The 13199-nt window shown below is 62.3% G+C and carries 16 protein-coding genes; 10 read left to right on the top strand and 6 right to left on the bottom strand.

Annotated elements, in window-relative coordinates:
• Positions 1–76: 76 nt before the first annotated feature.
• The 3 genes from AB5I78_RS13425 to AB5I78_RS13415 all read left to right on the top strand — a co-directional run bounded on the left by AB5I78_RS13425 (position 77) and on the right by AB5I78_RS13415 (position 2831).
• Positions 77–991, top strand: coding sequence for a class I SAM-dependent methyltransferase (locus tag AB5I78_RS13425; protein WP_369302287.1), 915 nt, complete (start codon positions 77–79; stop codon positions 989–991).
• Positions 992–1140: 149 nt separating this feature from the next.
• Complete coding sequence (gene pcsA, locus AB5I78_RS13420; protein WP_145165627.1) at positions 1141–1857, top strand: phosphatidylcholine synthase; 717 nt, start codon at positions 1141–1143, stop codon at positions 1855–1857.
• A gap of 194 nt (positions 1858–2051) precedes the next feature.
• Complete coding sequence (locus AB5I78_RS13415) at positions 2052–2831, top strand: TSUP family transporter (RefSeq protein ID WP_119741946.1); 780 nt, start codon at positions 2052–2054, stop codon at positions 2829–2831.
• Here the strand turns inward: AB5I78_RS13415 and nudC are convergent.
• Positions 2799–3632 (bottom strand): NAD(+) diphosphatase, encoded by an 834-nt coding sequence (gene nudC / locus AB5I78_RS13410; RefSeq protein WP_145165628.1) that lies wholly within the window; start codon positions 3630–3632, stop codon positions 2799–2801. The genes AB5I78_RS13415 and nudC overlap by 33 nt on opposite strands.
• Positions 3633–3637: 5 nt before the next feature.
• The gene (locus AB5I78_RS13405; RefSeq protein WP_369302288.1) at positions 3638–4450 is read right to left on the bottom strand and encodes a crotonase/enoyl-CoA hydratase family protein; all 813 of its coding nucleotides are present in this window, start codon (positions 4448–4450) and stop codon (positions 3638–3640) included.
• A 192-nt stretch (positions 4451–4642) separates the two neighbouring features.
• On the opposite strand from AB5I78_RS13405, the gene AB5I78_RS13400 reads away from it, so the two are divergent.
• Both AB5I78_RS13400 and AB5I78_RS13395 read left to right on the top strand, forming a co-directional pair.
• Entirely contained in the window at positions 4643–5911 is a 1269-nt protein-coding gene (locus AB5I78_RS13400) for a chloride channel protein (protein WP_369302289.1), read from the top strand.
• 60 nt (positions 5912–5971) lie between these two features.
• Positions 5972–6526 carry a UPF0149 family protein gene (locus tag AB5I78_RS13395; protein WP_369302290.1) on the top strand — a complete coding sequence of 185 codons (555 nt, stop codon included), beginning with the start codon at positions 5972–5974 and terminating at the stop codon, positions 6524–6526.
• Between the two features lie 7 nt (positions 6527–6533).
• Here AB5I78_RS13395 and AB5I78_RS13390 read toward each other — a convergent pair whose 3' ends face one another.
• Positions 6534–7163: a lytic polysaccharide monooxygenase auxiliary activity family 9 protein gene (locus AB5I78_RS13390; protein ID WP_369302291.1), complete on the bottom strand. Its 630-nt coding sequence runs from the start codon at positions 7161–7163 to the stop codon at positions 6534–6536.
• Between the two features lie 329 nt (positions 7164–7492).
• Here AB5I78_RS13390 and aroA point away from each other — a divergent pair, with 329 nt between their 5' ends.
• Entirely contained in the window at positions 7493–8749 is a 1257-nt protein-coding gene (gene aroA, locus AB5I78_RS13385) for a 3-phosphoshikimate 1-carboxyvinyltransferase (protein WP_369302292.1), read from the top strand.
• A gap of 32 nt (positions 8750–8781) precedes the next feature.
• Positions 8782–9171, top strand: a complete 390-nt coding sequence (locus AB5I78_RS13380) for a hypothetical protein (RefSeq protein ID WP_145165634.1) — start codon at positions 8782–8784, stop codon at positions 9169–9171.
• A gap of 1 nt (position 9172) precedes the next feature.
• Here AB5I78_RS13380 and AB5I78_RS13375 read toward each other — a convergent pair whose 3' ends face one another.
• Positions 9173–9772 (bottom strand): NAD(P)H-dependent oxidoreductase, encoded by a 600-nt coding sequence (locus tag AB5I78_RS13375; protein ID WP_369302293.1) that lies wholly within the window; start codon positions 9770–9772, stop codon positions 9173–9175.
• 81 nt (positions 9773–9853) lie between these two features.
• Between AB5I78_RS13375 and AB5I78_RS13370 the strand changes: the two genes are divergently transcribed.
• Both AB5I78_RS13370 and AB5I78_RS13365 read left to right on the top strand, forming a co-directional pair.
• Positions 9854–10456 carry a TetR/AcrR family transcriptional regulator gene (locus AB5I78_RS13370; RefSeq protein ID WP_369302294.1) on the top strand — a complete coding sequence of 201 codons (603 nt, stop codon included), beginning with the start codon at positions 9854–9856 and terminating at the stop codon, positions 10454–10456.
• A gap of 112 nt (positions 10457–10568) precedes the next feature.
• Positions 10569–10946, top strand: coding sequence for a hypothetical protein (locus AB5I78_RS13365; RefSeq protein ID WP_369302295.1), 378 nt, complete (start codon positions 10569–10571; stop codon positions 10944–10946).
• 63 nt (positions 10947–11009) lie between these two features.
• On the opposite strand, the gene AB5I78_RS13360 is transcribed toward AB5I78_RS13365, so the two are convergent.
• A complete protein-coding gene (locus tag AB5I78_RS13360; RefSeq protein WP_369302296.1) occupies positions 11010–11681 on the bottom strand; it encodes a GNAT family N-acetyltransferase in 672 nt (223 codons plus the stop codon).
• Between the two features lie 56 nt (positions 11682–11737).
• Positions 11738–11902: a hypothetical protein gene (locus AB5I78_RS13355; RefSeq protein WP_370004634.1), complete on the bottom strand. Its 165-nt coding sequence runs from the start codon at positions 11900–11902 to the stop codon at positions 11738–11740.
• A gap of 278 nt (positions 11903–12180) precedes the next feature.
• On the opposite strand from AB5I78_RS13355, the gene AB5I78_RS13350 reads away from it, so the two are divergent.
• Positions 12181–13032, top strand: a complete 852-nt coding sequence (locus AB5I78_RS13350; protein ID WP_145165639.1) for a CAP domain-containing protein — start codon at positions 12181–12183, stop codon at positions 13030–13032.
• The last annotated feature ends 167 nt before the right edge of the window (positions 13033–13199 follow it).

The raw sequence follows: 13199 nt of genomic DNA, 5'->3' as shown, positions 1-13199 counted from the left end.
GCACGTTGTGCTCAAGCCACACGTAACACTGCAACTGTGTTTAAAATGCCGCCCGCTCAATGACCGACGCTGACCGATGACCCCAGACGCACTCGCCACCCTGCACGCCCACCTGCTCACCGCCCTGGCCAGCCCGCCCGCCGAGACCCGGCGACTGTTCCACGGCCGTGGCCGCTGCTGGCCGGGCCTGGAACAACTGACGGTGGACTGGTTGCAAGGGGTGATTCTGGTGTCGCTGTTCAAAGCGCCGGAGGCCGAACAGCTGGAAGCGTTGAAACAGATGCTCAAAGAACAGCTCAGCGCCTATACCGTCGCCCTGCAACACCGCTACCTGCCGCAAAGCACCACCGAATGGCTGGTGGGCGACGCTGTTGATGAGCTGACCATTACCGAAGACGGCCTGCGTTACTTGATCGATCTGGGAAAAAAACAGAACAGCGGGCTGTTCCTCGACATGCGTTATGGCCGTCACTGGGTGCGTGAGCAGGCCAAGGGCCAGCGCGTACTCAATTTGTTCGCGTATACCTGCGGGTTTTCGGTCGCGGCCATCGAAGGCGGCGCCGACCATGTGGTCAACCTCGACATGGCCCGTGGCGCCCTCAGCCGTGGCCGCGACAACCATCGCCTGAACGGTCACGACCTGAGCAACGTTACGTTTCTGGGCCATGACCTGTTCAAGTCCTGGGCCAAGGTCACCCACAGCGGGCCTTATGACTTGGTCATCATCGATCCGCCGTCCTTCCAGAAAGGTAGTTTCCTGCTGACCAAGGACTACCAGCGCGTGCTGCGCCGGCTGCCGGATTTGCTCACGCCACAGGGCAGCGTACTGGCGTGCATGAACGACCCGGCGTTTGGCGAAGACTTCCTGATCGACGGCGTCAGCCGCGAAGCACCGGGCCTGCGCTTTGTGGAGCGGCTGCAAAACCCGCCTGAATTTCCGGATATCGACCCCCAAAGTGGCTTGAAGGCGCTGGTGTTCCGTCAGGGTTGATGCTGAAACGTCCTGCGCTTGCTACGCTAAGTGGTACACCGGGGTGGTGAACCTTATACCCCCCTTCCCGGTCGATACCTGCATTCCCCGGCCAGACTCGACGGCGTTACGTTGTCGGCTGCCCTGTTTGACCTTTTGGAGAACCGCCCGTGATATCGACCCTGCATGTAGCCAGACTCAAAGCCTGGGGCGCCCACGGCTTTACCGCCACTGGCGTGGTGCTGGCCTTTTTGGCCACGCTTGCGCTGCTGGAAAACTCACCCAAGGCTTGCCTGCTCTGGCTGGGCCTGGCACTGGTAGTCGATGGCGTTGACGGCTCCCTGGCCCGACGAGTGAATGTCAGCACGGTACTGCCAAGCTTCGATGGCTCGGTGCTGGACCTGGTGATTGATTACCTGACGTATGTGTTTATTCCGGCGCTGTTCATCTACCGCTATATCGACCTGCCGGACTTCACTCACCTGTTTACGGTGTCGGTGATTCTGGTGTCGTCGCTGTTCTGCTTTTGCAATGTGAACATGAAGAGCAAGGACAACTACTTTGTCGGCTTTCCCGCCGCCTGGAACGTGGTTGCCCTGTGCGTGTACATCATTCAGCCGGACGCCTGGGTCACCTTGCTGACGGTGATTGGCCTGGCGCTGCTGACCGTGACGCCGATGAAGTTTTTGCATCCGTTCCGGGTCAAGCGCTTTATGCCGATCAACATTGCCGTCACCACAATCTGGTTGTTGTGCAGCTTTTTGATGGTGGTGGACTACCCGAATACCAACCCATGGACGTTCGGGTTGTGGTCGCTGATGTCGGCGTATTTCCTCGGCATTTGTGTGTGGCGCACAGCGCTGGAGTGGCTGGGAACCCATAAATAGCAAGACGGGCACGCTTTAAAGGTGGGAGCTGGCTTGCCTGCGATGGCGCCGGGTCAGTTACAGCAGTTGGGCCTGCCCCACCGCTATCGCAGGCAAGCCCGCTGCCACATTTGGATCTGTGTACATCCGGCAGGTAAGATGGCGACCTTTGGCGCAGCCCCTTTGCTGCGCCCTGCCAAGAATAAGCCCTGCCCATGCCCTTCGAACTCAGCGTAGACCTCACCACCCTCGCCATCCTGGCCATCGTGGCCTTTATCGCCGGCTTCATCGATGCCATCGCCGGCGGCGGCGGGCTGCTCACCACGCCGGCCCTGCTGACCGCCGGCATGCCGCCCCACCTGGTGCTGGGCACCAATAAACTCAGTTCCACCTTCGGCTCGGCCACGGCCAGCTTTACCTTCTACCGGCGCAAACTCTTTCACCCGCGCCAGTGGGTGCATGCCATCGTCGGCACGCTGATCGGCGCCCTCGCCGGCGCGGTGGTCGCGCACTACCTGCCCGCCGAAACCCTGAACAAAATGCTCCCGGTAATCGTATTCGGCTGCGGTGTGTACCTGCTGTTTGGCGGCACGCCCAAGGCGCCGCTGGATGCCGACGCGCCGATCAAGAAAAAATGGCAATCCACCCAGGGCTTCGGCCTGGGCTTCTACGACGGCGTGGCCGGCCCCGGCACCGGCGCGTTCTGGACGGTCAGCACGATGCTGCTGCACCCCATCGACCTGGTGAAGGCCAGCGGCGTAGCGCGCAGCATGAACTTCGTCAGCAACGCGGCGGCGCTGTCGGTGTTCATCTTCAACGGCTCGGTGGACTGGATCGTCGGCCTGGCGATGGGCTTCTCGGTAATGTGCGGCGCGTTCTTTGGCGCACGCAGCGCGATCAGCGGCGGCGCCAAATTCATTCGCCCGGTGTTTATCACCGTGGTCCTCGGCCTGACCGTGCGCCTAGCCTGGCAACACTGGTTCAGCGTGGCCTAAACGACGGGCCAGGTAGAGGTCGATCAGGTAACGCGCAATCGACCGTGACGCCGGCAACGGCGGCAGGTCGTGGATGTTGAACCATTGCGCGTCCTCGATCTCGTCGGCTTGGGGCACGATATCGCCACCGGCATATTCGGCATGGAAGCCGAGCATCATCGAATGCGGGAACGGCCAGCATTGGCTGCCCATGTACTGGATATTCTTGACCTCCACCTGCACTTCCTCGCGCACCTCGCGGATCAGGCAGTCTTCGGCCGACTCACCCGGCTCGGCGAACCCGGCCAAGGTGCTGTAGACGCCCGTGACAAAACGCGGCGAACGCGCCAGCAGTATCTCGTCGCCCCGGGTCACCAACACGATCATGCTCGGCGAAATGCGCGGGTAGCTGCGCAGGTCGCATGCCGGGCAATGCATCGCACGCTCACGCGGCACCTGGACCATGGCCTGGCCGCAGCTGCCGCAAAACCGGTGCTCGCGCGCCCAGGTGCCGATCTGCGCCGCGTAGCCGAGCACTTTGTACAGCGTGTGGTCGCCCTGCAGCATGAAAGCGCGCAAACCCTGCCAGCTGCAGCCCGGCACGTCACTTGCCGAGTTCAGTTCCAGCAGGTACACCGGCTCACCGTCGAGGTGGCCGATGCCGTGTTCGGCGAACACCGACAGGTCCTGGCGCTTGAGCCATTCGCGCGCAAACAGCGGGCCATTGGTGTCATGCAAAAAGCCTTCACGGCTGCGGGCAACGGCCCAGCCACCGGGGGCGTCATTGTCCAGCAGCGTTGTGGTAATCCAGCCTGGGGTCATGTCAGTCAATCCACGAATTCGGGTTTCTGCTTACTCATATGGGCCGCGATGGCCACGCGCAGGTCGTTGGATTGCAACATAGCCGAGTTCCAGGTGGCAACGTATTCCAGACCATCATTGACCGTATGGTCACGCATGTAGCTGATCATCGCCTTGGTGCCGGTCACGGCAATCGGCGACTTGGCGGCAATTTGCTGGGCAATGTCCATCACGCCGGCCAACAGGCTTGCATGGTCCGCATACACGCGATTGACCAGGCCGATGCTGCGCGCTTCCTCAGCCCCGAACTGGCGGCCGGTGTAAGCCAGTTCACGCAGCATGCCGTCGCCGACAATGCGCGGCAGGCGCTGCAGGGTGCCCACGTCGGCGGCCATGCCGATGTCGATTTCCTTGATCGAGAACTGCGCGTCTTCGGCGGCGTAGCGCATGTCGCAGGCACTGATCAAGTCGATGGCGCCGCCGATGCAGTAGCCGTGGATCGCCGCCAGCACCGGTTTTCGGCAATTGTCGACGGCGTTGAACGAGGCTTGCAGCTCGAGGATCTTGCGGCGCAACAAGCGCGCATTGCGGCCCACGTCCTTGCCGAACTCGTTGGCCACCGAGGCCAGCAGCATCAGGTCGATGCCGGAAGAAAAATGCTTGCCGGCGCCGCTGAGTACCACGGCGCGCACGGCGTCGGTGTCTTCGATCCATTGAAAAATGTCGATGATTTCGGTCCAGAACGCCGCGTTCATCGCGTTGATCTTTTCCGGGCGGTTGATCTGCACATGGGCGACGTTGCCGCTGAGCTCGACGACGAAAGCTTGGTATTCGGACATGGCAGTGATCCCTGACTGGCGAGTGATAAGGGCCGAACTATAACAAGGGAGCGCGGCGGCGCATCGGCCAAAAACGGGACTGGCAAACGTAATGAAATGTTGTGGGGCCGCGGTTCATGGCCTGCCGATACATTTCACCCAGGGACGCGACTTTATCGGCTATACAATCTGGGCCATTTCCTGGAGCCATCTATGCCGACCACGTTTCGCTCATCGTTGATTCTGGCCCTGGTGGTCGTGCTGACTGGCATTGGCGCCGGGCTTGGCGGGATGCTCCTGGCGTTGCTGCTGCACGCCATTCAGCACCTGGCGTACGGCTACAGCCTCGACAGCCTGATCAGCCATGAAACCTTTCTTTTGGGCGTAACCGCAGCTGCGCCGCAGCGTCGGTTACTGGTGTTGGTCATGTGCGGCCTGGTTGCGGGTGTGGGCTGGTGGACGATTTATCGCTACGGCCGCCCGCTGGTGAGCATCAAGCAGGCGGTTGGCGAAAAGATGCCGATCATGCCGCCCAAGACCACCCTCGCCCACGCCATCCTGCAAATCATCACCGTGGCCCTCGGCTCGCCGCTGGGGCGTGAAGTGGCGCCGCGTGAAGTCGGTGCGCTGGCGGCCACATGGTTAGCGCAACGGGCGCGACTGGAACCGTCGATGCATCGGCTGATCGTCGCCTGCGGCGCGGGTGCGGGCCTGGCGGCGGTGTACAACGTGCCGTTGGGCGGCGCGGTGTTTGTGCTGGAAGTGCTGGTCGGCGCATTCAGCTGGCCAGCGGCGGTGATTGCGTTGGCAACGTCGGCGATTGGGGCTTCGGTGGCGTGGATCGGCCTTGGCGCAGAGTCGCAATACGTGGTGCCGCATTTTCTGCTGAGCCCGACGTTGATCGCCTGGGCCGTGGCGTGTGGCCCGGTGTTTGGCGTGGCGGCCTACGGTTTCAGCCGCTTTACCGGTGCCGCCAGGGCAAACGCCGCGCGCGGCTGGCGTTTGCCGGTGCTGGCGTTGCTCAACTTCACCCTCATCGGTGGGCTGGCCATGCTGCTGCCGCAGATCCTCGGCAACGGCAAGGGCCCGGCGCAACTGGGTTTCGACAATGAACTGACAATCGGCCTGGCCGCCATCCTGCTGCTGGTCAAAGTGCTGATCACGGCCAGCAGCCTGCGCGCAGGGGCCGAAGGCGGGCTGCTGACCCCGGCCCTGGCCAATGGCGCGCTGCTGGCGATCATCCTTGGCGGCGCCTGGAGCCTGGCGTGGCCCGGCGTGCCACTGGGCGCGTTTGCGATCATCGGCGCAGCGGCGTTCCTGGCGGCGAGCATGAGCATGCCGCTGACGGCAATTGTGCTGGTGGCGGAATTTACCCGGATCGACCATGACTTTCTGGTGCCGATCATCCTGGCGGTGGTCGGCTCGCTGTGCGTGAGCAAACTGCTTGCGCGCTGGGAAAACGCTGGAAAAAAGCCCGCCTAAGCGCCATCCTTCGCGCTTTAAGCCGCCCCAAAGCGGCGCTCGACGCTCAAAGGAATTGCCATGCACGCCCAACCCCTCGCCCCCGCCGATTTCGAATTCATCGAAGAAACCCTGCTCAAGTACGGCGACGATCACTCGGTGCTGAACCTGGCCGAACTCGACGGCTACTTCACTGCGCTGGTCTCAAGCCCGGCGCAAGTGGACGTCGCTGAGTGGTTTCCGGCGATCTGGGGTGGGCAGAACCCGGACTGGGAAAGTGTGGAAGAGGCCCAACGTTTTCTCGAACTGTGCGTGCGCCATATGAATACCCTGGCCGCGCAGCTGGCAACCGACGCGCAAGCCTTCAAGGCTCGCTTTGATGACACGGAGCATCAGGGCCACGTCGTCACCCTGGCGGAGGAATGGTGCTTTGGCTATATCCGTGGCGCCGCGATCGGCCACTGGCCCGAATTGCCCGCCGAACTGGCCGGGCAACTGGAGAAAATTTCCTGGTGCGCCGAGCAGGACAACTTCGAATTGCCGGCGGACCTGGATGTAAACGCCCATCAACAGCGGGTCAGCGCAATCGAACCGGCTGCGCGGGCGCTACATGATTACTGGTTGAGCAAACGCTGAGCCGGGCTTATTTGAAGTCCAGGTCAAACGCCTGATAGAAGGCGTTGCCGGTGTTGGCCACGATCCACATCAACACCACCACGTGGCGACCCTTTTTGCCCTTGGGCAAGGTCACCTGGTGTTCGACCTTGGCTTTCATCTCATCGGCGTGCTGGTAATACGGCACCTGGGTGTAGAAGTCTTCAAAGAATGGCTTTGCCTCAAGCTGGGCGCGGCTGATGCGCTGCTTGGGGTCCCAGGCATCCTTGGTGATGAGCCAGCGATAACCCCGGGTGACGTGGGCAGCGGTGTATTCCCACTGCACCTTGAACACCTGGCCGGCCTCGACATTGAGCAATGGCCAAGTGAACGGGGTGTTGAGCTTTTTGCTCATTTCCTCGTCGGTGAAGTTGAGGCAATCGCGCTCGTCGGTTTTGCCGCCGCTCAGGATGTGCCCGTCGGCCGGCGGCGTGACGCTTTGATCATCGGTTTGATAAGGCGCAGGGAAAGGCCCGGCGGTGAGTGCCGGGAAGTTCTTGCCGCCTTCCATTTCGTTGACCTGCCAGTTGCCCAGCAGCCCACGTTCCACGGCCACCGAGCCTCGGCTGGCGGGGGTCACGACACGGCCGTGTCTGAGTTGCGTCTGAGGTTTGTTCATTTCATTCACTCCTTGATTGAAAGTGCCCCGTCATGGGGCGTGCCTCGAACTTACCGCGGTGGGTTTTATTGTCCAGTCGATGCTTCTTTCGGAACATTCGTACAGCGACGCCGTTTCGCGGAGTAAAGGCTGTTGTCCTGCACCGCGAGGGTTGCTTGTCCTACCCGGCTAAGGGCAGCAAGGCTACACGCCCTGTCCGCAAGTGGATCACGCCGTAATACGCGCCGTACAACGATCCCTGCTCGACAAGCGTGGCGTGTTTGGCTGATTATTCGGGTCCGCCCGTCGGCCACTCCACACCACCTTGCCTTGATCAGGAGCCTTGTACCTTGAGTTCGCAGAAAACCGTGACCGTTACACCGCCCAATTTCCCCCTGAACGGCAAGGTCGCTCCTCCCGGCTCCAAATCCATTACCAACCGCGCCCTGTTGCTGGCGGCGCTGGCCAAGGGCACCAGCCGTTTGAGCGGTGCGCTGAAAAGCGATGACACCCGCCACATGTCGGTGGCCCTGCGCCAGATGGGCGTGACCATCGATGAGCCGGATGACACCACCTTCGTGGTCACCGGCTCCGGCAAACTGCAATTGCCCGCGCAGCCGTTGTTCCTCGGCAATGCCGGCACCGCGATGCGTTTTCTCACGGCAGCCGTGGCAACGGTCGAAGGCACCGTGGTATTGGACGGCGACGACTACATGCAAAAACGCCCGATCGGCCCGCTGCTGGCCACCCTTGGCCAGAACGGCATCCGCGTCGACAGCCCCACGGGTTGCCCGCCGGTGACCGTGCACGGCGTGGGCAAGGTCCAGGCCAAACGCTTTGAAATCGACGGCGGTTTATCCAGCCAGTACGTGTCGGCCTTGCTCATGCTTGCCGCCTGCGGCGAAGCGCCGATTGAAGTGGCACTGACCGGCAAGGACATCGGCGCCCGTGGCTACGTGGACCTGACCCTGGACTGCATGCGTGCCTTTGGCGCACAGGTCGAAGTGGTCGACGACACCACCTGGCGCGTCGCCCCCACCGGCTACACCGCCCATGACTACCTGATCGAACCCGATGCCTCCGCTGCAACGTACCTGTGGGCCGCTGAAGTGTTGACCGGCGGGCGCATCGACATCGGCGTGGCGGCGCAGGACTTCACTCAGCCGGACGCCAAGGCCCAGGCTCTGATCGCCCAGTTCCCGAACATGCAGGCCAACGTGGTCGGCTCGCAGATGCAGGACGCTATCCCGACCCTGGCAGTCTTGGCCGCTTTCAATAACACCCCGGTGCGCTTCACTGAACTGGCCAACCTGCGCGTAAAGGAATGTGACCGGGTGCAGGCGCTGCACGATGGCCTAAACGAAATTCGCCCCGGCCTGGCCACCATCGAAGGCGATGACCTGCTGGTCGCCAGCGACCCTGCATTGGCCGGCACCACGTGCAACGCGCTGATCGACACCCACGCCGACCACCGCATCGCCATGTGCTTTGCGCTTGCCGGGTTGAAAGTTTCGGGGATCCGTATTCAAGACCCGGACTGCGTGGCCAAGACCTATCCTGAGTACTGGAAGGCCTTGGGCAGTCTTGGGGTCGCACTGAGCTACTGAAGCAGCGGCGTCGGAATGGGGAGGGAATGCACATGACGATTCGCCCGCCCTGCCCACCCGGCGCCTGCGTGTGCGAGCGTGAGCAACTGCTGCAAGCGCCCGACGCCGACCTGCGCATTCTTCACCTGACACGCCAGGAAGAAAAACGCCTGCTCGAGCGCCTCGAAGACCTCAAAAGCCTGCAAGACCTCGAACACATGCAACAGCGGATGTACGAGCAATTGGGCATCCGCGTGCATGTCGCACCGGGGCACACCGAGGTCAAAAGCATGCGCGGGATTCAGATCGTCATCGACGACCTGCCGGGCATGTGTCGCAAGACCCGGCAATCGATTCCTGCAGCGATTCGTCGCGGCATGGAAAAACGCCCGGAGATTGCCTACCGCTTGCTCGATGCCCATGACCTGTTTCGCGAAGGTTGAATCACCCGGCTACGGTTTCGTCCTCAAACAGGCCCAGCCCCACGACCTTCGCCGCCTGTAAATGCGCTTGCGCCCCCCCGCTCTCGGATTCCAGCAGCAACTCGGACGTCACCACCTGAGCACCGCAATAATCAAAAATCCCGTAGTCAATTTGCGTGCGCATCGCCTTGGCATAGCCGTGGCGATCAAATGCGCTTTCATCGGCTGCACCGACCGCCAGCAGGTGCACCTGCAAGTGCCGCAGTTTTTTCACCACCGGCGTATCGGGACCGTAGTCGATGGCCCAGCCGTTGACGAACACGCGGTCGACCCAGCCTTTGAGCAAGGCCGGCAGCGACCACCAGTAGATCGGGAACACCATGACCAGCGCGTCGGCGCGGTCGATGCGTGCTTGTTCAGCGAGGATGTCGGCCGGTGGCGTGGCACGGCTGCGGTGCACGCGGTGGTCGGCAGCGGTGTAGCGCGGGTCGAAACCTTCGGCGGCGAGGTCGGCGATCTCGAACGTGTGGCCGGCCTCGGTGAGCCCTGCCGCCACTTGCGCGGCGAGGCTGTGGGTGAGCGATTGCGGGTCGTGATGAGCAATAACGATCAGAGCATGCATGACATTGACTCCCTTTGCGTTTAGGCTGGGCTAAACTACTTTTAGTAAGTTACTCCATCAAGTTACTTTTGGTATATAAGCATGTCAAGCACTGAATCCCCTGCCCCACGCCGGCGCCTTGCGCGCGAAGATCGTCTGCGCCAACTGCTCGATGTGGCCTGGCAACTGGTGCGCGAGGAAGGCACCGAAGCGCTGACCCTGGGCCGTCTCGCGGAACTGGCGGGCGTCACCAAGCCGGTGGTCTATGACCACTTCGTCACCCGCGCAGGCTTGCTCGCCGCGCTGTACGAAGATTTCGACGGGCGCCAGAACCAGCTGTTTGCCGAAGCCCTCGACAGCAGTGGCGAGACACTCGATGACCGCGCGCAGGTGATCGCCGCGTGCTATGTCGATTGTGTGTTGCTGCAGGGGCGGGAAATTCCGGGGGTCATTGCCGCGTTGAGCAGTTCGCCGGAACTGGAAACCCTCAAGCGCAAATACGAGGCGATCTTTCTCGACAAGTGCCGCGACGCCCTGGCGCCGTTTGCACCCGGCGCCACCGTGTCGCAAGCCGGCTTGCGGGCAATGCTCGGCGCGGCGGAGGCGCTGTCCCAGGCGGCAGCCAGCGGCGAGATCAGCCGCGATGAGGCGCAGCAGGAGTTGCTCGCGACGATCCTGGGCATGGTCAATCGCAGCCGCGAGTAAATCATTATTTGCGCCGCAGGAATAAAGCGTCGCGACGGGTGTTTACCTGAGTACGGCTTGTGAATACAGCACAAGGCCGGTACCCAAATCCAAAAACCCCCAGGAGCTCGTCATGCTGAAAAAACTCTCCCTCGCTGCTGCCGTCCTGATTGCCTGTGCGGCTTCCACGGCGTTCGCCGCCCCGGCCAAGGTGGCCGACAGCACCAAGGGCAAAGTGCTGGTGGACAGCCAGGGGATGACCCTTTACACCTTCGCCAAAGACAGCGCCGGCAAATCGGCGTGCAACGGCCAGTGCCTGGCCAACTGGCCCGCGTTCACTGCCCAGGCCGCGGCGAAAGGCGCCGACGGCTACAGCGTGATCACCCGCGACGACGGCTGCAAACAATGGGCCTACAAAGGCCAGGCGCTGTACACCTGGGTCAAGGACAGCAAGCCGGGCGACATCACCGGTGACGGCGTTGGCGGTAACTGGAACCTGGCCAAGCCGTAAGGTTTGAGGCCAATACAGCGTACCGGTGGCAAGGGAAAGCGCTTTCGCCACCGGTTGGCCGTTTCACGCCAAGTGCTCATTCACATATAGCTGAACCTTGCGCGCCAGCTGATCGAGATGCCGGTCGCGCTGTTTTTCCGCATCCACCATCGCGCGCTTGCCGTGTTTTTGCAGCAGGTAGGTATGAATCTGCCGCACCTCCAGCGAGCGATAGATCGCCGCCACGTCGAGCACGCCCATCAGGCCGTCAGTGCCGTAATCGCGCGTGTTCATCAGCACCTGCGTGTCGCGCGCACCGCGTACCTGAAAGCCCATGGCCGTGAACGCCGGGACCTTTTCTACGGCACACGCCAACTCGGCGTGGGGATAACGCGCCAGCACGTCCTGCATCATTGCGCGCGCCACACCCTGGCGGCGCCTACCCGCCTGCACCGCCATGAACGCGATACCGCAGGCTTGCGGGTCGTCTTTCACCGGCAGATAGAGGCAAAAGCCGACCAGCGTGTCCTCATCCATCGCCACCACCAGTTCAACAGCGATGCCCTTCGAGCCATCCAGCGCTTGCAGGTACAGGTGCACCTCAAAGCCGGTGGTGTACTGGTAAATGTTGTAGAGCAGGTTGCTGGGCGGCAGCGCGACGCTGCTGATGTCGGTGAGGTTATCCACCACCATCTGCAGGATCTGGCTGTTGATCGGCTCGGGGCACGGCGCGGTGTAGCGGGTAAGGCTGAACATGCAAATTCCTGGGGTTTCGCGTCAAGGCAGCGGCGATTGTACCTGCTGCGACCGGTTCATTGCCCGCACACCTCGCGCAAACAACCGCGCAACCAGCGGTGGGCCAGGTCGGCATCCAGCCGCGGGTGCCAGAGCATGGCCACGGTAAACGACGCAAGCGTCAGCGGCAGCGCAACGCTGTACAGCCCATCGCGCTGGTGGGCGGTGTAGCGTTTGGGCACGCAGGCGATCAGTCGGCACCTCGGGCCTGGGCGCAGTATTTGCCTGGGCCAGCCCCGATGTCACCCATGCAACCGCGCAAACCGTGGCTAATGGCCTGCACGTGACCTTTGCCGTGGCACTGGTCTTGATCATCCTTGCAAGCCGCTTTGCCTGGCGCCGCCACAGCGCCGTGAACGGCCCGCAGAACACCCGTTGAGGCAAAAAAACAAAAAAGGCGTTGCGCCAGACCGGGTTACATCGCGCATCATGGGCACTTTCAAGCTCAAGGGTAACGTCCATGCGCGTTCTGTCATTGATGATGGGTCTTACGACGCTGGCCGCCAGTCTGGCGTTCTGCGCCAGCGCGATGGCGAATGAAGAAAGTCAGTTGGTGCAACAGATCAACCAGTACCGCAGCCAGGTGCAGCGCTGCGGTGACCAGGGTTCACAGGAACTGCCACCGCTGGCCAGCGACACGCGGCTGGTGCTGCCGGCCACCAATGTCGGCGATTTGCAGCAAGCGCTCGCGCGGGCTGCGTACCCGATGGTCAACGTGCAAGCCATCAGCCTGTCGGGGCCCAAGGATGCCCAGGCGGCCATGAAGGCGGTGCGGGAAAGTTTCTGCCGCGTGGTGCTGGACCCGCAATTTGTCGACATCGGCGTGAGCAACAGCGGCGAGGACTGGCGCATTGTGCTTGCCCGCCCGCTGCTTTCCAGCGGTTTGGGTGATTGGCAGACCGAAGGCCGGCAGCTGCTCAACCTGATCAACGCCGCCCGTGAACAGCCGCGCCAGTGCGGTACCCAGGCATTTGCCGCGACCACGCCATTGTCTTGGAACGACGACCTGGCCAGCGCCGCCAACAGCCACACGCGCAATATGGCCAACGGCAACTTCTTCGACCACCTGGACCACGACGGCCGCACCCCGGGTGATCGCGCCGAACTGGCAGGCTATATCGCGAAAAATATCGGCGAGAACATCGCCGCCGGCCTCGACACGCCGCGCAAGGTGGTGGATGGCTGGCTCGCCAGCCCAGGGCATTGCGCCAACCTGATGAACCCGCAATTTCGCGAGTTGGGCGCCGCTTATGCGATGGACCCTAAGAGTGATGCGGGCATTTACTGGACCGGTTTGTTCGGCACGCAATAGCGGTTGGGCAAGCGCCCAACCCGGCCGAAGCAAGCCTGTTCAAACGCGTAGGAAATCAAGGTGCCATCTAGCCGATAATTGCGCTGAACTGCTGACGATCAACTGTGTCTGTAGCTGGGCGCCATGAATGTTCAGGCGCGCTGAAGACTCTGGCAAACAAGGTGTTC

It is taken from the genome of Pseudomonas sp. N2-3-1-14 (assembly GCF_041228395.1).
Classification (GTDB): domain Bacteria; phylum Pseudomonadota; class Gammaproteobacteria; order Pseudomonadales; family Pseudomonadaceae; genus Aquipseudomonas.
Note: the sequence above shows the minus strand (reverse complement) of the source record. Positions and strands in the feature narration are given on the sequence as shown.